This is a genomic window from Hymenobacter sp. BT188 (genome assembly GCF_014333585.1).
Lineage (GTDB): Bacteria > Bacteroidota > Bacteroidia > Cytophagales > Hymenobacteraceae > Hymenobacter.
Genome location: NZ_JACSCW010000001.1, coordinates 186,027 through 207,416, shown reverse-complemented (window position 1 = coordinate 207,416; position 21,390 = coordinate 186,027). Strand labels below are relative to the sequence as shown.

Genomic DNA, 21,390 nt, shown 5'->3' with positions numbered 1-21,390 from the left:
AGCGCTTGTCTAATACGCCTCATCGGCTGGCGAGGCCGCTACTTTGCCCTACCTTTGCACCCGTGACTACGACAGCTAAAAAACTTAAGACGGAAGGACTCCGCGAAATTGAAATCACCACCATGGTAGCTGAGGGCAAATGCCTCGTGCGCCATGATAACCTGGTCATCTTCGTGACCGGCGTAGCGCCCGGCGACGTGGTGGATCTGCGCATTACCAAAGCCAAGAAAAGCTTCCTGGAAGCTGTACCCACGCGTTTCCATAAGTACTCAGACCTGCGCGTGGAGCCGTTTTGCCAGCACTTCGGCACCTGCGGCGGCTGCAAGTGGCAGCACTTGGGCTACGATACACAACTTCACTACAAGCAGCAGCAGGTAGAGGACACCTTGCAGCGCATTGGCAAGGTAGAAATGCCCCCCGTGGCCCCGATTCAGCATTCGCCGGCCCGTACGTACTACCGCAACAAGCTCGAATACACCTTCAGCCACAACGGCTGGCTTACCAACGAGCAGATTCAGTCGGGCGCGGAGATTGAGCGCCGCGTGCTGGGTTTCCATACTCCGGCCCGCTTCGACAAGATCATCGACGTGCAGCACTGCTGGCTACAGCCTGAGCCCTCCAATGAAATTCGGCTGGCTGTGCGCAACTACGCCCACGAGCACGACCTGCCTTTCAATAATCTGGTGACGCAGGAGGGCTTCTTGCGCAACCTCATCATCCGCACGGCCAACACCGGCGACCTGATGGTGATTTTGCAGTGCTACTACCACCACGATGCGCTGGTGCCTTTGCTGGATTATCTGCACGCCAAGTTTCCCCAGATCACCTCGCTCAACTATGTGCTCAACAACAAGGGCAACGAGACTTTCCACGACCTGGAAGTGGTGTGCTATAAAGGCGAGCCCCACATTCATGAGGAGATGGAGGGGCTGCGCTTCCGCGTGGGGCCGAAGTCCTTCTACCAAACCAACTCCGAGGGAGCCTACAATCTCTACAAAATTGCCCGGGATTTTGCCCAGCTAACCGGCAACGAGCTGGTGTACGACCTGTACACCGGCGCCGGCACCATCGCCAACTTTGTGGCCCGTCAGGCTAGCAAGGTTGTCGGGGTGGAGTATGTAGAGCAGGCCGTGCAGGATGCCTACGTGAACTCAGAAATCAATGATATCACGAACACGGCATTTTTCGCCGGCGACATGAAGGATGTGCTCACCGCCGACTTCACTGTCCAGCACGGTCGCCCCGACGTCATCATCACCGACCCGCCCCGCGCCGGCATGCACCCCGACGTAGTGCAGCGCCTGCTCGAAATCCGCGCCCCCCGCATTGTTTACGTCAGCTGCAACCCCGCCACCCAAGCAAGGGATTTGGAGTTGCTAGACGCCGCGTACCGCGTGACGCGCGTGCAGCCGGTGGATATGTTTCCGCACACCCATCATGTGGAGAATGTAGTGGCGCTGGAGTTGCGGTAAGTTGTATTTGAATAACCGCCTGTCATCCTGAGCTAGCGAAGGACCTTATCACGTTAGCAGGAGTCGTTGCAAAACTATTTCCAGCCAATCAATTATGCCGTACTACGTGTACATCACTACCAACCCGGCCAAAACGGTTTTGTACATCGGCATTACAAATAGTCTTCCTCAGCGAATGGCGCAGCATTATAGTAATCGTGGCGCCAACCAGACTTTTGCTGGACGCTATTTCTGTTACAATCTGCTTTACTTCGAAGAATACCCTGATAGCAAGGCTGCAATTGAGCGCGAAAAGGAATTGAAAGGCTGGACGCGAGCAAAAAAGGAAGTACTGATTGCTTCAGATAATCCTGACTGGCTTTTTTTGCAGCCGTAGAAAACGCAAGAATGCATCGGTGATAAGGTCCTTCCTTCGTCAGGATGACAATGTTAATAATGACGGTAAACTTCTTATGGACTACTCTAACGACCCCGAACTGAACGGTAAATACCTTGGTACTATTACCAAGGACTTCGCCACGGTATCGGATACACTGAAAGAAGCTTCTTATCAAATTCGGAAGCGGGAGATTTCGAAGTATCCCATCTTCGTGTTTGCCCGGCAGGAGGTACCGCTGGGGGGCCTTTTGGTGAATGCCGACGAGCTAAATCTGGAGTGGCACGTCTTCGCCTCGTATCTGGATGTATTTGTGCAGCAGCGCGTTATCAGCCCGGAAGGCATAGAGGCTTTTGAGCAGACCTATAAAGACCCGGAAGAGTATTGCTGCTTATTTGTGTTGGATGAGGAGTTTACGAATTTCGTGTACGTGCCTTATCCTGAGGATTAAGGTTCTAGATAAATTTTATCAATAAAAAAGCCCCCTAAACTAGTCTGGGGGGCTTTTTTATTGATGGTTTACAAGACACTATGGTCTAGAAGTGCTGGAACCCTTGCGCTGTGATGGGAACGGGCTGACCGGCTTTGGTGATGAGGTTTACGCCGTCGCTTTTCTCGGTGATGTGGCCGAGGATGGTGATGTCGGGGTGGTTTTTGATTTTGGCGTGGTCGGCTAGGGGTAGGGTGAAGAGCAGTTCGTAGTCTTCGCCGCCGTTGAGCATGCACATGATGGGGTCGAGATTGAACTCGTTGGCGACTTCCAGCATGGGGTTGGCGGCGGGTAGATTCTCGGAGAAAATGCGGGCACCGGTGCCGGAGGCCGTACAGATGTGCAGGATTTCGGAGGCTAGGCCGTCGGAAATATCGATCATGCTGGTGGGTGTGAGACCTAAGTCGCGCAGTTCGTGAATGACGTCCATGCGGGCTTCGGGGCGGAGTTGGCGCTGGAGTACGTAGGTGTAGTTGGCTAGCTCGGGCTGCATTTCAGGGTCGGCGAGGAAGGCGGCTTTTTCGCGCTCGAGCACTTGCAGTCCCAAAAAAGCCCCCCCGAGGTCGCCGGTTACGCAGATCAGGTCGTTGGGCTGGGCACCACTACGGCGAACGGCGCGGCCGGTTTCTACTTGTCCCATAGCCGTGATGCTGATGGTGAGGCCGCCGCGGCTGGCAGTGGTGTCACCGCCTACTAAGTCTACGTTGTAGGCTTCGCAGGCTAAGCGCATGCCTTCGTATAGCTCCTCAATTGCCTCCACGGAGTAGCGGCTGCCGATGGCGAGGCCCACCACAATTTGCGTGGGCAGGGCATTCATGGCAGCAATATCCGATACGTTGACGGCTACAGCTTTGTAACCCACGTGCTTCAGGGGGCAAAAGGTAAGGTCGAAGTGGACGCCTTCTACCAGCAGATCGGTGCTCACCACGATATCGTGTTGGGCAGTGGGCGTCAGGATGGCGGCGTCGTCGCCGATGCCGAGCGTGGTGCTGGGCTGGCGCAGGGTGATGGTTTCTTGAATGCGGCGGATAAGGCCGAACTCACCGACTTTATCGAGAGGTGTAATGTCGCTCATAGGTGCAAAGGTACGTGAGGTTTTGGGCTGGCGTTGGCTGCATTTTGTTCACCATGGCTACCGCTGAGCAGGATCGCGGTTACGCGGTGATTTGCAGCACTATACTAAACGCAACTTACGCTTGCTAACGAACGTTAGGAACCTTAGCTTTGTTGACAAGAATATGGAAGCCACTGCCCCTACCCTTTCGCGGAAAGCCCAGATCGACCAGACGGCCACGGCCCTGTTTCGGACGCGGGGTTTTGCGGCCACCAGCATGCGCGAGCTAGCGGAGGCGTTGGGCTTGGAGGCGGGCAGTTTGTATTCCCATATCAAGTCCAAGCAGGAGTTGTTGCACCGCATCTGCTTCCGCTTGGCCGACGACTTTTTTGCCGGTTTTGCTGCTGCTACCCATGATTCTGCTGAGCCGGCCGCCGTACAGTTGCGTTGGGCTATCGAGAGCCACGTGCGCGTACTGACCCAGGATGTAGCCGCCTCCGCCGTGTTTTTGCACGAGTGGCGCCACCTGAGCGAGCCAGCCCGCACCGAGTTCTTGGCTTTGCGCGAGCGGTACGAAGCCGGCTTTCGCTTATTAATTCAGCGTGGCATTGAGCAAAATGACTTGCGCACATCTGATACCGCCTTTGCAACGCTCACTCTGCTGGCCAGCCTGAATTGGCTGCCTACTTGGTATAAGCCCGAGGGCAAATTGCCCCCCAGTGAAATTGCGCACCGCTTGGCCGACCAACTGCTGCTTGGTCTGGCCAACTCCTAAACTTAGCATCCCACCTTCATAATCCCACCCTTATGTACGGCTCCGCAAGCACCCACGATATTCCGGCCAGCGCTACTACCGGCCTCGAAAACGAAGATCCAATCCTGTTGGCTGAGTTTGAGGCGCGTATTGCCCGCGGCGAAAAAATCGAGCCCCGCGACTGGATGCCGGCTTTGTACCGCAAGCAGCTTATTCGCATGATTGAGCAGCACGCCCACTCCGAAATCATCGGTTCCTTGCCCGAGGGCACCTGGATTACGCGCGCTCCTGGCTTCCGTCGTAAAATGGCTCAAATGGCCAAAGTGCAAGACGAAGTAGGCCACGCCCAACTGCTGTACTCAGCGGCCGAAACGCTGGGCAAAACCCGCGAGCAGATGCTTTCTGACCTGATTAACGGCAAGAGCAAATACTCCAACGTCTTCAACTACCCTGCCTTCACCTGGGCCGATTCCAATGTTATTTCCTGGCTGATTGACGCTGGCGCCATAGTCAACCAGATGGCCAATGCCAAAGGCAGCTACGGCCCATATTGCCGCGCTCTGGAGCGGATTTGCGCCGAGGAAAGCTTCCACTTGAAGTACGGTCACGATGCTGTAGTGCATTTGGCTACTGGTACGCCTATCCAGCGCCGCATGATTCAGGAGGCCCTGAACCGTTGGTGGCCGCCGATTATGACCTTCTTCGGCCCTTCGGATAAGATGAGCGTGCACACTGAGATTCTGATGCGTTGGAAGGTAAAGATGGCCTCCAACGACCATTGCCGCCAGCAATTCCTCGATATGTACGTGCCCAAAATCTGGGAACTTGGTCTGACGGTGCCCGATGCCAAGCTGCGCAAAAACGAAGATGGCGTGTGGGAATTCACTGAGCCTGACTGGGAAGACTTCAAGCGCGTTATCAATGGCGATGGTCCCTGCAACGCTGAGCGATTAGCCGTACGCCGCGCCGCGGAGGAAAATGGTGCCTGGGTACGCCGCGCCCTGCTTTCGCCCAAGGCGAAATACGTGAAGCCGCTGGCTTAAGTGAGTTGAAATAAAACTGAACGTTGAACGCCAATAGGCGGTCATGCTGAGTTTGTCGAAGCATCTCACACGCTTCGTTGTAATACTAAATGAGGTTACTACTCTGTAGAGATGCTTCGACAAGCTCAGCATGACCGCCTTTATGGTGTAGATCAATAGCACTATTTTACAATGTCCCTCACCTCTCTCGATCCGCGCATTTCCCGCCTTGGGCTGCCCGATTCGCCCCTGCTCCCACCGGATAAGCCCGAGCTAGACCAGTTCGAGACGTATGAAGTATTTCACCAGAAAAAGGAAGGCACGGCTTACGCTTACGTAGGGCCAGTGCACGCGCCTTCGCTGGAGGTGGCTTTTCTGTTTGGTAAAGAGCAATATAGCCGTCGTTTTGCGTGTACTGGTCTGTGGGTGACGCCGACCAGCGCAGTCCAGGTAACAGCTTACGGCGACGATGCCGGCTCGGTGTACGATACGCTGTCTGGGGGGCAAAATGAGCCCACGGAAGCACCTCTTTCTGAATCGGCGGAGGAACAAGCTGCTTATGCAGCGGGTGAAGAAGACTACGACATTTTCCACTTGAAGAAGCGCGGCAAAGCGCACATGCACGTGGGTAAGGTGCATGCTAGCTCGCATGCAATGGCCTTGCAGCAGGCCAAAGCAGTATTTGGAGACCAGCGGCCAGTTGTGAATGTGTGGGTGATTCGCTCGGCCGATATTCTGCGCTCCGACGAGGAAGACCGCGACATCTGGTCGACCACGCCTGAGAAGAAATACCGTGATGCCCTGGCCTACAAAGTGCAGGACAAAATTGAGCGCTTTAAAGCCGAGAACCCCGAAAACGCCCCCCAAGCATGAACACCGACGCGCTAAAAGACTTGCTCTACCGCCTGGCCGACGACCAGCTTATCCTAGGCCACCGCAACTCCGAGTGGAACGGCTTAGGGCCGATTCTGGAAGAAGACATCGCATTCTCTTCCATGGCCCAAGACAAACTAGGTCATAGCTTACAACTCTACACGCTCCTGCACCAGCTTGGCGAAGCCGAGCCAGATACGGTAGCTTTCACCAGAAATGCCCCCCAGTTCCATTGCGCGCAGCTAGTAGAACTACCCATCGGGGAATACGACTTCAGCCTGATCCGGCATTTTCTGTACGACCACGCCGAAATCCTACGTTTCGAGGCACTAAGTCACAGCAGCTACGAGCCGCTGGCCCAGGTGGCGCGCAAGCTGAAAGGCGAGCTGAAGTACCACACGCTGCACGCCAACACCTGGATAAAGCAACTCGGTAGCTCGACGGAAGAGGCTATTGAGCGGTTGCAAAACTCGCTGAATTATACTTTGCCCTACGCGCTGGGCTTGTTCGAGAAAACAGCGGCCGAAGACGATGTTATCTCTGAAGGCATCTTTGTCGGTGAAGATGAAATTAGGGCCCGCTGGCAGGAAAACATCACCAAACTTCTGAGCCAAACCGCATTAAATCTCCCCGACTTGACTACGCTGACGCCCGTGTACGGCGGCCGATTTGGCGAGCACACAGAATACCTACAGCCCTTGTTGGATGAAATGGCCGAAGTATTTCGGGTCGATCCGACGGCGGAATGGTAATGGGTTTTTGTTTGTTCTTTGATTATAAAGTCGGCAATTCGCACTTCTCACCACTAGCACACTCATGGATAAAGCCACCATTCTTACTTGGCTCGAAGCGGTAAAAGACCCTGAGATTCCGGTGCTTTCGCTGGTGGATTTGGGGGTGATTCGCGACGTGGTAATAGACGAGAGTGGACGGGTAACGGTGAAGATGACGCCGACGTTTTCGGGCTGCCCGGCCATGGATTACATGCAGCGCGATGTGGTGCAGACTTTGCAAGCCCATGGCATAGCTAATGTGACAACAGAAATGAGCTTTGAGGAACCTTGGGACACCAATATGGTTTCGGAGAAAGGCCGGGAGGCGCTGAAGAACTTTGGTCTGGCGCCGCCGCCCACGTACGAAGGAATTCTGGACCTGGACATTCTGGAATACGCTCAATGCCCCTTCTGCAACAGCCAGAATACGGAGTTGCGGACGCCTTTTGGGGCGACTTTGTGCCGCTCCATGCACTACTGCAACGACTGCCGACAGTTATTTGAACAATTTAAACCCGTTTAACAACCTAACAGCATATGTTATTCGCCGATTTCCGGCGTTATTTCCGTTATGAAAAAGATTTTTCCGTTGGCCTTCGTACTTTTTATGGCCGCCTTCTCTTCCTGCAAAACTGACCGCGCTAACAAAGTAGCCATTGTCGACCCGGTATCACCGGCTGCAGCGAAAGCTCAGCTTGATGTATTCCGCGATACGCTGGACGTACGCTGGACTCGTATGATAACCAGTGACGACGCAAAAATGAGCGCTACTACACAGGTATTAAGCGAGTTGCGCAAGCAACCTGACACCAATGCAACGCAGGTACAGCAACTGACCCGCGCCAACGAACGACTCAAAACGCTACGCTATAATCAGCAAAGCATGGCTGCCTCCGAGCACATAGATGCTTATGACGCAGCTCAGGATTCGGTGCTGCGCGCGGTGTACGAAGTAGCACTCCCTGCCAGCGGCCCTGCCAACGAAACCATTCAGACCCTCACTGAAAGCATTCAGGCAGCTGATAATGAAGTAGTTGGTCACCGAGTCCGCTACGATCAGGCGGCTAAGCAGTTCAACAACTACCTGAAGCTGCACGAGTCTGAGATTTCCAAAATAGGTGGCGAATACAGCCAGTTGCAGCCCCTACCCTTATTTGAACTCCAACAATAATCGTAACTCAAAGCTTACAAAAAAGCCCCCCAGAAATCATCTGGGGGGCTTTTTTAGGCAAATATGATATGACTGCTTTACTCCTTACAGCCGGGCCATTTCCTCGCGCACAAAGTCGGCTAAGGAGCGCAGATACTCCGTGCTAAAATCGAATCGGATGCCGGCGGCAGCATAAATCTCGCCGATGGGTGCAGTATAGCCCAAAGCCAAAGCGCGCTTATACGCCTCCAAGCCCTGCTGCGGATTCTGGCGGAAGTTGCGCCACACGGCAATAGCACCAAGCTGAGCCATGGCGTACTCAATGTAGTAAAACGGCACTTCGTAGAGGTGCAACTGCTTTTGCCACAAGTACGGCTTGTATTGCTCCAAGCCTTTCCAGCTTACTGTGCGCTGGTTGAACTCGTCGAACACCTGCACCCAACGCTCATGGCGCTGCTTCGTGGTATGCTCGGGGTTCTCGTAAATCCAGTGCTGAAACTTGTCGATGGTGGCTACCCAGGGGAAGGTTTCGAGTACGCTTTCTAGGTGCGTTTTCTTGGCCCGACGAAGCTCATCAGCATCCGGGAAAAACTCATCCCAATGGTCCATGCTCATTAGCTCCATACTCATGGAGGCCAACTCAGCGACCTCACTTGGTGGGTGCTTATCGGCAGATAACGGCAAGGTGCGCGTGAGGAAAGAGTGCACGGCGTGGCCGCCTTCATGCAGCATTGTCACCACGTCGCGCAGGGACGATGTAGCGTTCATAAAGATGAACGGCACGCCGGTTTCATCCAGTGGATAGTTGTAGCCACCGGGCGCTTTGCCCTTGCGCGACTCCAGATCCAAGTGTCCCATCTGGCGCATTGTCCGCAGGCAGTCACCCAAATAGGGGTCGAGGTGTTGAAAAACGGTGATGGTCTTTTCGAGCAACTCTGCGCCTGTCTCAAATGGACGCAACGGCGCTTTACCACTCACATCCACGTCCAAGTCCCAGGGGCGTAGCTCCGGCAGGTTCAAGTCCTGACGACGCTCCAAGTCGAGGTCGTCGATAAGTGGCACTACCGTTTCGCGAATGGCGCGGTGGAAGTTGAAGCAATCTTGCGGCGTATAATCGAAGCGGCCCAGCGCGGCAAACATATAGTCGCGGAAGTTCTTAAAGCCAGCATTCAGGGCCATCTGGTGGCGCAGGCGTACTAGCTCTGTAAACAGCTTATCGAGGGACTCTTTGTCTTGTAAGCGCCGCTCTTGCACGGCTATATAAGCCTGCTCGCGCACCGCCCGGTCGGGGTTTTTTAGAAAGTCGGCGGCCCGTGGCAGCGTCATTTCCTCCCCGTTAATCGTGACCGTCATCGCGCCCACCGTGGCCGCATATTGCTGCTGCTTGGTGCTGATATCGGTTTTGAGCGGAATATTCTCGGCCCGATAAATTTCCAGAGCCTGCCGAACCGAACGAATAAACACGCGGTAGCGCTGCGGGTCCAATTCCCCAACGTACTCCGATTGCATCAGCTTTTCGTTCAACGCGTGGTCGTAGGGTGCTACATTGGGCTCAATCTCGCTCACGAAATATTGGAAGGCTTCGGCGCGCTCCCCGTCCTGCGTATCGCAGGTCATGCGGATGTAGCGCCACGCCAAGTTTTCACTCAACGCACTTTCCAGTTCACTCCGATCAAGCAGCCATTCTTCCAGTTCCTGGGGGGCATTTATCTCCCGGTCGCGAAGCTCGATAAAGTAGGCTTCAAGGGCAGACCAATCCGTTACAATAAAGTCTTCGGGCAGGTAGCGACGCGTTGGGCGCTGGGTATCTGTGGCCGAGGCGAGTTGAATTTCGGGGGCGGCGTGTAGCATAGAGAGTACAAGATAAGCCAGCAATTTAATGTTGTCGATAGTTGAGGCTAATTCCTTATCGACCAGGCACTGATAGTCTTGAACAAGAGAAGTTTACGCAAAATATTGCTTCGCTGTCTCTTAGGCTATCTCAATAACAACATCCGCTGTCAGCGGGTGGCCAACGCAGGTAAGGACGTAGCCTTGTTTCATTTCAGAATCGGATAAGCCTTCGCGCTCATCCAAGTGTACTTTGCCCGACAAGCACTTGCCGCGACAAGCCGTGCACAAGCCCGCCTGGCAGGAATAAGGCAGGTCGATATCTTGGTCGAGGGCAGCTTCCAGAATCGTTTGGTTGGGCTCAACCACCAATTTATATTCGCTGCCTTCGTAATTGATGGTTACCGTGCGGGTCACGATTTTGGCGTCATCGTCGGCCGTAGATACGTCGCCGTGACCAGCTGGCTGAGCGGAAGCTACTTCAGTGCTGTCGGCAGCTGCTACAAAGCTTTCACGATGAATACGAGCCGCGGGAACACCTAGCAGATCCAGCGCGGAGCGAGCTTCCTGCATCAGACCATCGGGGCCGCACAGGTAGTATTCGGCTTGCTCGGCTGGAAACTGGTGGCGCTGCTCCAGAATACGTAACAGCATGGTCCGGTTCAGACGGCCTTTATGCTGCGCAGCTTCCGGATTGGCAGGCTGGCTATACACATGCTCGACCTGCAAACGCCCCCCAGACTGCTGCTCCAGCGTAGCCAGCTGCTGCCGGAATATGACTGATTCCTCGTTGCGGTTGCCATACACGAGCAAAATATGACTCTGAGGCTCCTCGCGCAGCACCGATTTCAGAATGCTCATCAAAGGTGTAATACCGCTACCGGCACCAACCAGAACCAACGAACGAGCCGATTTGGGGCTGGGCTTTACGGTAAAGTTGCCAAGCGGGGCCATGGCTTCTATCTGCTGGCCTACGCGCACTGTATCAAGCAGATAGTTGCTTACCAAACCACCGGGCACGCGCTTCACCGTGACGGACAAGCGCGGGGCTTCGTGCGGCGTGCTGCTTAAAGAGTAGGCGCGACGCTCCTTTTTGCCCCCCGGACCGCAGGGCAGAATAAGGGTCAGAAACTGGCCGGGCTGGCAGGCAATGGGCTGGCGGGTGGGTAGCTCAAGGTGAATAGTAACGGCGTCGGGCGTTTCGTGGGTGAGTTCGACAACGTTGAGGGTGAGGTAAGGACTGCTCATTCTGGATGGAGGACTGGGGCTTAGGGACTTGGAAACCTAGGAGGCAAAAGTACGGGATTAATGCTGCTCAGACCTTAGCTTGCGCCCGACTTTATGTGGTAAAGCCAGCGCAGTTATACGCTTTCTTCATTTTCAAACACCTCATAAATGGTCATTTTCTCCTGAAATTAATATGACTGAACTTTCTCAACTCTTACAACGGCATCAGGCACAATTCAGTCCGGTGCTGCCCATCGACCTGAATAGCCCGGAGGTATGTCGGCTCGATTTTACCGCTCACAATCCGCGGGTCGTGACGGCTGATCTGCGGGATACCGCTGCTTTCGAGGTGTTAGTAGCTGAGCTATTGGAGGCTCAGGAGGCACTGATTGGGGTGGGTGGCTATTTGGAGAATCGTATTATCTACCGCCGCAGCCCCGGTTTGTTTGGCGACCCGGCTGTGCATCCGCGCTCTTTGCACTTGGGCGTCGATGTGTGGGTACGGGCCGGTACGCCCGTTTGGTCGCCCTTGCCCGCTACCGTGCACAGCCTGGCCGACAATGATAATTTCGGCGACTACGGCCCCACCGTTATTCTGGAGCATGAGCTGGAAGGCACCACTTTTTATACCCTCTATGGTCACTTAGGCCGCCGCGAAGTTGCTTTGCTACGGCCGGGAATGCTAGTCGAGCCCGGCGTCACCTTTGCCGAAGTAGGCCCGCACCCAGAAAATGGCGACTGGCCGCCTCACCTCCATTTTCAGGTTATAGCTGATATGCAGGGCCTACAAGGCGATTTTCCGGGCGTGGCGCCTTTGGAGGAACGCGAGAAGTGGGCCGCGTTGTGCCCCAATCCTAACCTAATCCTGCAAAGTCGGCACCTTGACTAATACAGAAATTGTGGCCAGGTATTTCATCATATAAAAAGCCCCCCAGCGTTTTGCTGGGGGGCTTTTTTGTTAATACTCTTATCTAGTTTAGTCGAACTTGATAGCGGCGACGGGCATAATGCGCGAAATCAAGTACGTCGGGATGAGCACAGCCAAAAGTGACGTGAGGAAGGTCGCTACGTTCAGGACGATGATGATGGTGAGGTCCCAGTGAATCGGGACGCGGTCCATGTAGTAGTTCTCGGGGTCGAGCGGGATGAGGTGGGTGTAGTACTGCACGGCACAGAAACCCAGACCAATCAGGTTGCCGATGAGCATGCCGCGCAGGGTCAGGCTCAGGCCCCGAAAGAAGAACATACTCCGAATCTGGTTGTCGGTAGCGCCGATGGCCTTGAGCACGCCGATCATATTGGTGCGCTCCAGAATCATGATAAATATGGTAGCCACCATGTTAAAAGTAGCCACGAAGATGATGAGGATCAGGAAGATAACCACGTTCTTATTCAGCAGCTTCAGCCAGTCAAAAAGCTGGGCATACTGGTCGGTTATCTTGTCCAGCTTCAGGTCGTAGGGCAGCGTTTCGTATAGGTTGTCTGATACAAGATCGAGGCGCTGAAAGTCGCGTAGCGTCACTTCCAGGCCGCCCACGAGCGAGTCAGGCCAGGCATTCAAATCCCGAATCTGCCGAATATCGCCGATAATGTACACCTCGTCAAACTCGTCGAGGCCAGTCTGGTAAATGCCGCGCACCTGGAACTTGCGCACGCGGGGCGGGTTTTGAATAAAATAAAACAGCGCCTCGTCGCCGACTTTCAAGCGCAGCTTATCGGCCACTTTGCGGGAGAGCAGTACGTCGTTGCTGGCACTGGAATCGGGAAAGGTCAGAAACTCACCGGCCACCAGATTCTGGCGCATGGGCGAGCGGCTCGTCTTCTCATCAATACCTTTGAGCACTATGCCCAGCACCTCTTCCTTGGTTTTGATAATAGCCGTTTTGCGGGCAAAGGGCTGAATAACATCTACCTGCGGGGAGCGGCGCAGCGTCTGAATGAGACGCGGCCCACTAATAGGCTCGGCGTTCAGAGAGTTGTTGGTGTCGTACTTGCTGATTTGGAGGTGCGCGCCAAAGGAAAAAATCTTGCTTTGGATCTCGTTGCGGAAGCCCTCCAGGATGGAAAATGACACAATCATCACCGCCAGCCCGAGGGCAATGCTGATAATGGCTATTTTTGTCACCGACGAAGTAAACGACCCAGAGTCGGCTCCGTCAATCTTACTGGAGATGTAGCGCGATATATTCACTGCCGTAAAGCTACTCTAACCCGTCCAGTTTTCTAGCCCCATTTCCGCATGTATTCCACCTTCCTTCCCGGCCTATTAAGTTTGAGTGTATTGATGGCCAACTGCTCCGCAGCCCAAACTACGCCAACTTTGCCCCCCAGTACGACCACCAAAGCCAGTACGACAGTCGCGCCGGTAACAGTGCAGTCGGCGCCGCAGCAAATTGTGGATGAGCCGCGCATGGGCGCTGAGTTGGGCAATCGCTACCTGCCGCTGCTGAAGGGCAAACGGGTGGGGCTAGTCGTGAATCAAACCTCCCTGGTGGGCCGCTCCCATCTGGTGGATACGCTGCTTCGGCAAGGCATTCAGGTCAAAACCATTTTTGCGCCCGAGCACGGATTTCGGGGCGAAGAGGCCGATGGGGCGACAATTAAGGATGGTCGCGATGCCCGCAGCGGTCTGCCTGTGCGCTCCCTCTATGGCGCCACCCGCAAGCCCACGCCCGAAATGCTGAAGGATCTGGACATATTAGTATTTGACATTCAGGACGTGGGCGCCCGGTTCTACACGTTTAGCAGCACGCTGCACTACGTGATGGAAGCCGCCGCTGAGCAGGGCAAAACGGTAATCGTGTTGGACCGCCCCAACCCCAACGGCCATTACGTAGATGGCCCGGTGCTGGAGCCGCAGTTTAAAACGTTCGTTGGTCTGAACCCCGTACCCGTGGTTCATGGCCTGACGATGGGCGAGCTGGCCCAGATGATAAATGGGGAAGGCTGGCTGACGGGGGGCAAAAAATGCTCCCTGACGGTGATACCCGTGGAAGGCTACACCCATGCCACGCGCTACAAGCTACCCGTGCGCCCTTCCCCCAACCTGCCCACTGCGCACTCAGTCGATCTATACGCGACGCTGTGTCTGTTTGAGGGCACCGACGTCAGCGTGGGCCGGGGCACGGCTATGCCTTTCGAAGTGATTGGCGCCCCTACTCAACCTTCTACCCGCCCGTTCAGCTTCACGCCTACTCCCAATCCAGCTTCCACGGCACCACCCCAAAAAGGCAAGCTTTGCTACGGCCTCGACCTGCGTCAGACTAACGGCGACATCGGCTTTACGCTGAAATATCTGCTAGACTTTTACCAGCAAAGCACCGACAAGGCGAACTTCTTTAATAAAGGATTCGAGCGCCTAGTTGGTACCGCAGCCCTGCGCCAGCAAATTATTGCTGGTAAGTCGGAAGCCGAAATTCGTAAGACCTGGGAGCCTGCGTTGGGTCAGTACAAGGCCATGCGCAAAAAGTATCTGCTGTATCCTGAGGCGTAATTTCCCGCAGTGTGCGCAGTGTGCTAACGCCTGAACACTGCGCAACACTGCTTTTTTCACTGCGTAACACTGCGAGAAATCAATTATGCTTCAACCCCTGCGCATCGTCTTCATGGGTACGCCCGAATTTGCCGTACCCACACTGGAAGCCTTGCTTTCCTGGCCCGGTTGTGTGGTGGCGGCTGTCATAACGGCTCCCGACAAGCCAGCCGGGCGCGGACGCCAGCTAGCCGAGTCGGCAGTGAAGCAGGCCGCGCAGGCGCACAACGTGCCCGTATTGCAACCCACGAATCTAAAAGATCTGGAGTTTCAGGCTGCCCTAAAGGAGTTAGAGGCTGATTTGCAGGTGGTCGTGGCGTTTCGAATGTTGCCGCAGGCAGTTTGGAATATGCCGCCCATGGGCTCCATTAATATACATGCCTCGTTGCTGCCGCAGTATCGGGGAGCGGCGCCAATCAACTGGGCTCTGATTCATGGAGAAACGCAGACAGGCGTCACGTCTTTTTTCCTGCGCCACGAAATTGATACCGGCGACCTTATTTTTCAGGATGTCGTGCCAATTGCGGACGAGGATGATTTTGGCTCCCTGTATGAAAAGCTGAAAACGGCCGGCGCGGCTCTGGCGCTGCGCACCGTGCAAGCCATTGCGGACGGCACTGCGCCCAGCTTGCCCCAAATGGAAAGCAGCGAGCTACGCGCTGCGCCCAAGATTCAGAAGGAAACCGGCCGCCTTAATTTCAAGCAAAATGCCCCCCAGTTGGTGAATCTGGTGCGCGGCCTCTCCCCCATTCCTACCGCCTTCACTACCCTGCCCGACGGCCGCACGCTCAAGGTATTTCGCGCCCAGGCTTTGGACGATGAAGACTCCACCGGCCCGACCACCACGTATCCGGGCACCTGGTTTTCCGACGGTCGCAGCTATTTGCGCGTACAAACCACCAATGGTCTGCTTGATCTGCTAGATGTGCAGCTAGAAGGCAAAAAGCGGATGCCAATCCAAGAGTTTCTGCGCGGTTTTAATCCGTCGGCATTGCAGAAGTAGTCATTTGCCATAGTAAGGCATTACGTAATGTCAGACTGCGCTTGCAGCAACCCGACATCACATAATAGAGTGAGAAGAAAACACTTCTCTTTAATTGAAAGAATTATATGATTGCTTTAGTAGTAGCAGTAGCTCAGAATGGTGTTATAGGTCGTGATAATCAGCTTATTTGGCACTTGCCGAAAGATTTGAAGCATTTCAAAGCCCTGACTTTGGGTCACCCGATTATCATGGGCCGACGTACGTTTGAGGCAATCGGAAAGCCATTGCCGGGACGGCAGAATATTGTGGTTACGCGCCAGCCCGAATGGAAAGCCGATGGTACGGAAACAACTTATTCCGTGCCCGAAGCAATAGAGCTTGCGCAAACCCACGACGAAAACATCTTCGTTATTGGCGGCGGAGAGATCTACCGTCAATCGTTGTCGGCGGCCGACACCATTTACCTGACCGAAGTACACCATGACTTTGAGGGCGACGTTACATTCCCTGACCTCAACCACACGGAATGGCGCGAAGAAACCCGTGAACGCTATGAGCCCGACGAGAAGCACGCTTATCCATTTAGCTTCGTAACCCTGCGCCGGCGCTAGAGAAGGTATCCATCACAAAAAAGCCCCCCAGATCAATCCTGGGGGGCTTTTTTGTGCTTAAATAGTTGCGGCTAACGCAGTAACACCAGCTTACCCCAATCCTTCTTGAAGGCTTGGTCGCCGGCGGTGCGGCGGCGCTCAAACTGGCCGGGGTTGTCCATCACCACGCGGTATAGATAGGTACCGTTCGCCAATTGGTCGCCAAATTCGTCGGTACCGTCCCAGGCATAATCGGTGATGTTGTTGCCGATGTGCAACGGACCCAGTTCAGCCATCATTATTTCGCGTACCACCTTGCCTGTCAGCGTCATCACCTGAATCTTCAGGTCGCGGGGCAGCTCAGCACCAGTGAGTGTGAAGATGAACTTGGCTTTGCTAGTGACAGGGTTTGGATACGGGTAGAAGTTGGTGATGGTAGACTCATTAATCACCTCAAAACGAATGGAGTAACGCTGCGTACTAGCAGCCAAGTTGGTGGCATCGCGGCCCTGCACTTCCAGCTTGTAGATGCCATTTAGCAAAGGCGTCTGCTTGCCGGGCTGATACTCTACGCGGGCAATTCCCTTCTCTACATCGGTCGTGAACAGCACATCCGAGCCCGTCATCGGCACCTTAATCGGGATAGATTCGCCGGGCTTGGTAAGGAACAAATCGAAGTTGCTGGGGTCGCGGACGGCGTTTAGCTTGTCCTCATCATTGAGCTGCACCATGATAACGGGCATTGGCGACACAATATCGCCATCCAGAATATGCTGCCCATCGAAGGCGACATCGAGCACGGGCGGCGTATTGCGGTCTTCAATCGTGAAAGGCGGCAGTATCAGCTCGTTATTAAAGTAAAACTGCTCCGGCAGCAGGCGCGGATTTACGTTTACCTGCCCCGTAATGGCCCCCAGCAACCCGCGTACATCGAGGCGTACATTGAAGGTAGCTGTCGAATCGGCTTTGAGCGGGCGGAGTGACTGAATCTTAGCCGTACGCACATTATTGCTGGCATCGCGCACCGTGATTTCGGCAACGAGCGGCTGGCCAAACGCCACGGACGACACGTTTTGAAAGTAGACAGGGAAGCTCAATTCGCCGCGGCTCATGGCCTGCTGGGCCAACGTAGCGGCATCGTACACTTTCGCGTCTTTCGCCTCCGCTAAGTCACGACGCACGATGCCCTCTGGCAAGCTTTCATAGGTTACCAACCATTGCTTCAGCTGTGGAGCCGTACGGTTGAGCGTGTCGCGCATCTGTAACACCAATTGCAGGTACGGATAATCCTGCGCCGATACCCCAGTCAAGGCCAGCTGACGGTTCTTTACATCAGGGTTCAACTGCCTCTGATTACCGTCTTTATCGATACCTATCAACCGTAGCGTGTAGCTGTCGGACGGTTCCGTGCGCACGGTATGGAAGAGCGTGCCCCACTGTTTGGCCGGCCCGATCAGGGTAGAAGCTATCGTGCCGCGGGCAGCGCGGGTGCGCAGGAAGGCGTCCAGCGTTACGATCTGCTCAGCGCGAGCCACGATGCTTGCCGCGTCAAATGTACGCTCCTGAGCCGGCCGAGCGCCGGGGCCCTTTTGTCCTAAGAACACGAACGGGTCACCGTCCTGCAGCTGATCAATCAGCTGTGACCCCAGTGCCTTTAGGGCGGCTTTTAACTCGGGTGAGAAGGAAGAAAAGTTCACCTTATTCATCGAAACCAGCGCCACGTACTGGCCAGGCTTCAGGTTGGTCAGTAAGGCCAGAAGCTGCGCCTGACGGGCGGGCGTATTCATGTTATCACCCGTGCCTTCGCGGGCAAAGTGATAATACATGTTGGGGTTCAGACCGCAGGAATCGTAGGCGCCCAGCACGTTGCGAACGGCCTTCAGGGTCAGCCCATCAAACACCGCCGCCAGCATATTAGGCGTTGAGGGCGCACAGTTGATGACATACGGGCTGGTGCCTTCCGGCGCAATTCCATAGGAAGTTAGGAAGGTAGGTGCGGCACCGGTGCTTCCGCCGCGGGTAGAAAGCTTCACGCCAATACTTTGGTCGCTAAAGTCCCACTTGCCCGATGGAGCCGCAACATCCACAGTGGTGCGTCCATCGCGGCGAAACTGTCCGTGGTGGCTCTGCGACCAACCGCCGGGGCTACCGTTAATGAGACGGAAAGAGCTGACGGCCCACTCCTGATTTTCACTTGGACCACTTGTTTGAAAACGTAACCGCCAGTACCACACTACACTGTCGCGACCTGCTGTGGGGGGCAAAGTTGGCTTCCACTCCGGAGTAACAGCCGCCTGCACAGCGGTGCGGCGTACCAATGGGCTGTTAAACGTCGGCACCGTATCCAGCTCCATTTCATAGAAGCGCAGTTGGCCTTTGGGGTCGTTGTTTTGCCCAATTAAGCGTACGGCCGGGTTAGATACAATCGCAAACTCGGGAGGGCTGAGGGCTGTGACGCCGCCTTGCAGGAAGTTGAACTTAATAGTCGCCTGGTTATTCGTCTCGCTTAACTCGGCTACTTTGTTACCCTCATCCAGCATGACCGTAAACTCATTTTCCCCGAATACATTGCCCGTGTTTGACAATTCAAAAACATAGGTCGTATCGCGGCGGGGTTGCGTAACCTCGAAGCGCAGTACCTCAGCGGGCCGCGCGGCCGTTGCCGGATAGCGGCGCGTTACGGAAATACCCAGACTTGTGCCGCCGGAGCAAAGGCTACCGGCATTGCTAACGCCTACCCGCAGCTGAAACCGGGAGGACGAAGCCTGAACCGTAGTTTCGGGTGCCTGGGGGGCAATTTGCAAGCGCGAATCAGCCGTAGCAAAGTCCGGCTTGTCTGGGGCATAGAGCTTCAGCGCGGGGTCACCCTGCCAGGTAGTATTCATCAGCAGCGAAACACCATTCGGGTTGTTACCAAACACTGCCTGCAAGCGCCGGTTCGCTTCCGCCTGAATTACGGCAACGGGCTTACCATACCAGTTAGGGTCGTTGAAGAGCAGTTGGTACATCCGGTCGCAGAAAGCATCCAGCTGACCATCGTAGCCAAAGTCGGAATCAGCCAGAAATCCGATAGCGCCCTTGTCAGCCGCCAGCGTCCAGTCTTCACCAATGGAGGTAAAAGAACCATAAGCAAAGCCCCCAGCGCAGCCATTAACGATAAAGACTGGGTACTTGCCCCGGTTGTTATAGTTGTTGCTGGGATCGTTGATATCGCCCAGGTTCAGGTCGAAGACCAGCGGAGAGCCGTGGCCGAAGTAGGTTATCAGACTTAAGCCAGCGTTCAGCTCCGGTGCAATATTGATGGTGATCGGAAAGCGCTGATAATCGCCCGGCGTGTCGCGGGTGTAGGTTTTTACTACGGTACCTCCAAAGCAAGGCTTCTCGGCCCGCGCCTTATAGCCATTTACGTAACCTTGAAACTGAGCAAACTCACTTTCATTGGCACCGCCTGCCATGTGCAGCAGATTCTTGCGCCAGGGTTCTGGCCCGAGGCCTTCATGCTCCCGCAGCTTGTTGAGGTAATTAATTACCTGCTGGGGCGTTTGGGCCGATATGCGCCCGGTGGGAATGCGGGCTACGTATTGGTTACGCTGCCACTCAGCCGTAAAAAATATATCAGATGGCGAGCGGGTACTGGTTGTGACCAAATCCAATACCGGAGCATCTTTTTCCGGCACTTGCCGATGATAAAAAGAACCGGCAGCAGTGCGTACACCCTCTGCCGTGGCCAGTCCTTTACCCAAAAGCAGCAAATACTTCTCGCGGTTGCTGGTCAGCATCCACTGCGCAAACTGGCGAATAGCCAGGGGAGATTTCTCCCCGTAGTGAAACTGGTCGTAAATCTGCTGACTAGTTACCACAAGGGTATCGTGGCGGCCGCCGGCCGCCGAAGCGCGGTAGCTGGCATAGGCCCGCACAGGGTTGGCTACGTTGCCGACGGGTCGCATTAGCGAACCGTGGCTTACCACTAGGAAGCTGTAAGCGGCGGGCGTAATCGTGCGAAACCGAATGAGGCGGGCCGGCAGCGGCACCCTGGGGCGGGCAGCATCAACCAGCAGCAGATTGCGTGTGCGGCCCGCAGCCGCCGGAAATACGTAGCTGCGCTGGGCGCCGCCCGTGCTATTGCCTTCTATTCGTTGAACCGCCGCGGCATCTGTAACATCATAGCCGCGCAGGGTAGCAGGCACATTTTCGAGCAAGTAGGTAGCGGGCCCCTGCAAGGTAGAGTCATTGCTAAAGGCGGTACTGCGCCGTTCGCTGAAAACGCGGTTATCGCGGGGAGCTACCACCGTGATATAAGCTAGCCGCGACCGGTCGCGGGGGAAGCGGCTGTCATTGGGGCCCGTGTTTTCAAACCGCAGCTTCACTTTGCCGTCTGCACCGATATCTGAGCGTAGCAACGGAAACTGCGCCTTTACTCTATCGAAGCTATCGTAATTGGCTACGGTGCCCAGAAGCCGCACTGCGCCACTTGGCTGCACCACCGATACCTGCGTGATGTGTATGGAGGGACTGGTTCCGACGAGCCCAACAATTACGCGCGGCTCACCATTGCTGGCTATATTTTGTAGAGAATCTACCTCAAAATCGACCGGATTGGCTGCGTTACGGCCAAACTGACCCGACAAAAAGCCTTCTCCCGCACTAGCCCACGGCATATAGGCGAGCACACCTTCTGTTATATCAGAGTAGTCGTTAGAGAATATACGCTGACGTTGCTGCAAGTGATAGGGCTGGCCGCCAGAGGCGGCTGCGGTTGGTTCCGCCATACGCCGACCTATAGCCGTGGGCGACACAGTCAGGAAATAAGCAGCCGTATCTGTAAAGAGGCTATAAAGCGGCTGCGGCTGATCAACGGCCTTCTTATACATGCCGCGGTCCAGACGACCATCGTTGCGTTGGCCGTAGAACTCGATGAAGGTGCTAGGGTCGAGGGTGGTTTGGTTGCCGCCAACATAGATTGCTACTTCCTGGCCCCGCCGCCAGAGTTGGAAGCGGCGCGGATCGGTGCCGTTGCTGACGCCAGCACGCGTTAGGTATTGGTTATCGAGGCGGTGAATACCATCCTGCGTTACCTTGATTTTATAATAGGACTGCCCCGGCACTATCCACTCGTTGCCGTAAGGTCCTGACTGTGCGTTGGTTTGGAGGCTGCTGAGTAGTAATATCAGCCCCAAAAAGCCCCCCAGCAGGTAGCGTAACGTGTAATGTTGTTTCATGCTAATTGTATGGCTGAATAATCGGATGGCGTAATGGTTAACC

The 21,390-nt window shown here is 55.1% G+C and carries 18 protein-coding genes; 13 read left to right on the top strand and 5 right to left on the bottom strand.

Annotated features, from left to right (window positions below; genetic code table 11):
* Positions 1 to 62 precede the first annotated feature (62 nt).
* The 3 genes from rlmD to H8B13_RS00865 all read left to right on the top strand — a co-directional run bounded on the left by rlmD (position 63) and on the right by H8B13_RS00865 (position 2,299).
* Positions 63 to 1,472, top strand: coding sequence for a 23S rRNA (uracil(1939)-C(5))-methyltransferase RlmD (gene rlmD, locus H8B13_RS00875; protein WP_410054425.1), 1,410 nt, complete (start codon positions 63 to 65; stop codon positions 1,470 to 1,472).
* A gap of 106 nt (positions 1,473 to 1,578) precedes the next feature.
* Positions 1,579 to 1,848 (top strand): GIY-YIG nuclease family protein, encoded by a 270-nt coding sequence (locus tag H8B13_RS00870; protein WP_315985090.1) that lies wholly within the window; start codon positions 1,579 to 1,581, stop codon positions 1,846 to 1,848.
* A gap of 76 nt (positions 1,849 to 1,924) precedes the next feature.
* On the top strand, positions 1,925 to 2,299 hold the full coding sequence (locus tag H8B13_RS00865; RefSeq protein WP_187308949.1) for a hypothetical protein: 375 nt from the start codon (positions 1,925 to 1,927) through the stop codon (positions 2,297 to 2,299).
* A gap of 85 nt (positions 2,300 to 2,384) precedes the next feature.
* Here H8B13_RS00865 and thiL read toward each other — a convergent pair whose 3' ends face one another.
* The gene (gene thiL, locus H8B13_RS00860; RefSeq protein ID WP_187308948.1) at positions 2,385 to 3,413 is read right to left on the bottom strand and encodes a thiamine-phosphate kinase; all 1,029 of its coding nucleotides are present in this window, start codon (positions 3,411 to 3,413) and stop codon (positions 2,385 to 2,387) included.
* Positions 3,414 to 3,576: 163 nt separating this feature from the next.
* On the opposite strand from thiL, the gene H8B13_RS00855 reads away from it, so the two are divergent.
* The 6 genes from H8B13_RS00855 to H8B13_RS00830 all read left to right on the top strand — a co-directional run bounded on the left by H8B13_RS00855 (position 3,577) and on the right by H8B13_RS00830 (position 7,985).
* Positions 3,577 to 4,167, top strand: a complete 591-nt coding sequence (locus H8B13_RS00855; protein ID WP_187308947.1) for a TetR/AcrR family transcriptional regulator — start codon at positions 3,577 to 3,579, stop codon at positions 4,165 to 4,167.
* A 32-nt stretch (positions 4,168 to 4,199) separates the two neighbouring features.
* Positions 4,200 to 5,189 carry a 1,2-phenylacetyl-CoA epoxidase subunit PaaA gene (gene paaA, locus H8B13_RS00850; protein WP_133272234.1) on the top strand — a complete coding sequence of 330 codons (990 nt, stop codon included), beginning with the start codon at positions 4,200 to 4,202 and terminating at the stop codon, positions 5,187 to 5,189.
* Between the two features lie 171 nt (positions 5,190 to 5,360).
* Positions 5,361 to 6,041: a phenylacetic acid degradation b gene (locus tag H8B13_RS00845; protein WP_187308946.1), complete on the top strand. Its 681-nt coding sequence runs from the start codon at positions 5,361 to 5,363 to the stop codon at positions 6,039 to 6,041.
* The gene (gene paaC / locus H8B13_RS00840; protein ID WP_187308945.1) at positions 6,038 to 6,793 is read left to right on the top strand and encodes a 1,2-phenylacetyl-CoA epoxidase subunit PaaC; all 756 of its coding nucleotides are present in this window, start codon (positions 6,038 to 6,040) and stop codon (positions 6,791 to 6,793) included. Before H8B13_RS00845 ends, paaC begins: the two co-directional genes overlap by 4 nt.
* A 64-nt stretch (positions 6,794 to 6,857) precedes the next feature.
* Positions 6,858 to 7,337, top strand: coding sequence for a 1,2-phenylacetyl-CoA epoxidase subunit PaaD (gene paaD, locus H8B13_RS00835; protein ID WP_187308944.1), 480 nt, complete (start codon positions 6,858 to 6,860; stop codon positions 7,335 to 7,337).
* Positions 7,338 to 7,385: 48 nt separating this feature from the next.
* On the top strand, positions 7,386 to 7,985 hold the full coding sequence (locus H8B13_RS00830; protein ID WP_187308943.1) for a hypothetical protein: 600 nt from the start codon (positions 7,386 to 7,388) through the stop codon (positions 7,983 to 7,985).
* Positions 7,986 to 8,069: 84 nt separating this feature from the next.
* Here H8B13_RS00830 and H8B13_RS00825 read toward each other — a convergent pair whose 3' ends face one another.
* Positions 8,070 to 9,815 (bottom strand): M3 family oligoendopeptidase, encoded by a 1,746-nt coding sequence (locus H8B13_RS00825; protein WP_187308942.1) that lies wholly within the window; start codon positions 9,813 to 9,815, stop codon positions 8,070 to 8,072.
* 120 nt (positions 9,816 to 9,935) lie between these two features.
* Entirely contained in the window at positions 9,936 to 11,042 is a 1,107-nt protein-coding gene (locus H8B13_RS00820) for a ferredoxin--NADP reductase (protein ID WP_187308941.1), read from the bottom strand.
* A gap of 172 nt (positions 11,043 to 11,214) precedes the next feature.
* Here H8B13_RS00820 and H8B13_RS00815 point away from each other — a divergent pair, with 172 nt between their 5' ends.
* Entirely contained in the window at positions 11,215 to 11,910 is a 696-nt protein-coding gene (locus tag H8B13_RS00815) for a peptidoglycan DD-metalloendopeptidase family protein (protein ID WP_187308940.1), read from the top strand.
* A gap of 87 nt (positions 11,911 to 11,997) precedes the next feature.
* Here H8B13_RS00815 and H8B13_RS21470 read toward each other — a convergent pair whose 3' ends face one another.
* A complete protein-coding gene (locus tag H8B13_RS21470; protein WP_187308939.1) occupies positions 11,998 to 13,212 on the bottom strand; it encodes an ABC transporter permease in 1,215 nt (404 codons plus the stop codon).
* 48 nt (positions 13,213 to 13,260) lie between these two features.
* Here H8B13_RS21470 and H8B13_RS00805 point away from each other — a divergent pair, with 48 nt between their 5' ends.
* From H8B13_RS00805 to H8B13_RS00795, 3 genes are all read left to right on the top strand, one after another.
* Complete coding sequence (locus H8B13_RS00805) at positions 13,261 to 14,514, top strand: exo-beta-N-acetylmuramidase NamZ domain-containing protein (RefSeq protein ID WP_222841307.1); 1,254 nt, start codon at positions 13,261 to 13,263, stop codon at positions 14,512 to 14,514.
* An 85-nt stretch (positions 14,515 to 14,599) separates the two neighbouring features.
* A complete protein-coding gene (fmt, locus tag H8B13_RS00800) occupies positions 14,600 to 15,556 on the top strand; it encodes a methionyl-tRNA formyltransferase (RefSeq protein WP_187308938.1) in 957 nt (318 codons plus the stop codon).
* A 107-nt stretch (positions 15,557 to 15,663) separates the two neighbouring features.
* Positions 15,664 to 16,149: a dihydrofolate reductase gene (locus H8B13_RS00795; protein ID WP_187308937.1), complete on the top strand. Its 486-nt coding sequence runs from the start codon at positions 15,664 to 15,666 to the stop codon at positions 16,147 to 16,149.
* 71 nt (positions 16,150 to 16,220) lie between these two features.
* Here the strand turns inward: H8B13_RS00795 and H8B13_RS00790 are convergent, their stop codons facing one another.
* Positions 16,221 to 21,347, bottom strand: a complete 5,127-nt coding sequence (locus tag H8B13_RS00790; protein ID WP_187308936.1) for a C25 family cysteine peptidase — start codon at positions 21,345 to 21,347, stop codon at positions 16,221 to 16,223.
* Between the last annotated feature and the right edge of the window lie 43 nt (positions 21,348 to 21,390).

Coding starts and splice junctions, on each gene's coding strand:
- H8B13_RS00865 (WP_187308949.1), top strand. CDS start 1,925: ATGGACTACTCTAACGACCCCGAACTGAACGGTAAATACCTTGGTACT.
- thiL (WP_187308948.1), bottom strand. CDS start 3,413: ATGAGCGACATTACACCTCTCGATAAAGTCGGTGAGTTCGGCCTTATC.
- H8B13_RS00855 (WP_187308947.1), top strand. CDS start 3,577: ATGGAAGCCACTGCCCCTACCCTTTCGCGGAAAGCCCAGATCGACCAG.
- paaA (WP_133272234.1), top strand. CDS start 4,200: ATGTACGGCTCCGCAAGCACCCACGATATTCCGGCCAGCGCTACTACC.
- H8B13_RS00845 (WP_187308946.1), top strand. CDS start 5,361: ATGTCCCTCACCTCTCTCGATCCGCGCATTTCCCGCCTTGGGCTGCCC.
- paaC (WP_187308945.1), top strand. CDS start 6,038: ATGAACACCGACGCGCTAAAAGACTTGCTCTACCGCCTGGCCGACGAC.
- paaD (WP_187308944.1), top strand. CDS start 6,858: ATGGATAAAGCCACCATTCTTACTTGGCTCGAAGCGGTAAAAGACCCT.
- H8B13_RS00830 (WP_187308943.1), top strand. CDS start 7,386: ATGAAAAAGATTTTTCCGTTGGCCTTCGTACTTTTTATGGCCGCCTTC.
- H8B13_RS00825 (WP_187308942.1), bottom strand. CDS start 9,815: ATGCTACACGCCGCCCCCGAAATTCAACTCGCCTCGGCCACAGATACC.
- H8B13_RS00820 (WP_187308941.1), bottom strand. CDS start 11,042: ATGAGCAGTCCTTACCTCACCCTCAACGTTGTCGAACTCACCCACGAA.
- H8B13_RS00815 (WP_187308940.1), top strand. CDS start 11,215: ATGACTGAACTTTCTCAACTCTTACAACGGCATCAGGCACAATTCAGT.
- H8B13_RS00805 (WP_222841307.1), top strand. CDS start 13,261: ATGTATTCCACCTTCCTTCCCGGCCTATTAAGTTTGAGTGTATTGATG.
- fmt (WP_187308938.1), top strand. CDS start 14,600: ATGCTTCAACCCCTGCGCATCGTCTTCATGGGTACGCCCGAATTTGCC.
- H8B13_RS00795 (WP_187308937.1), top strand. CDS start 15,664: ATGATTGCTTTAGTAGTAGCAGTAGCTCAGAATGGTGTTATAGGTCGT.
- H8B13_RS00790 (WP_187308936.1), bottom strand. CDS start 21,347: ATGAAACAACATTACACGTTACGCTACCTGCTGGGGGGCTTTTTGGGG.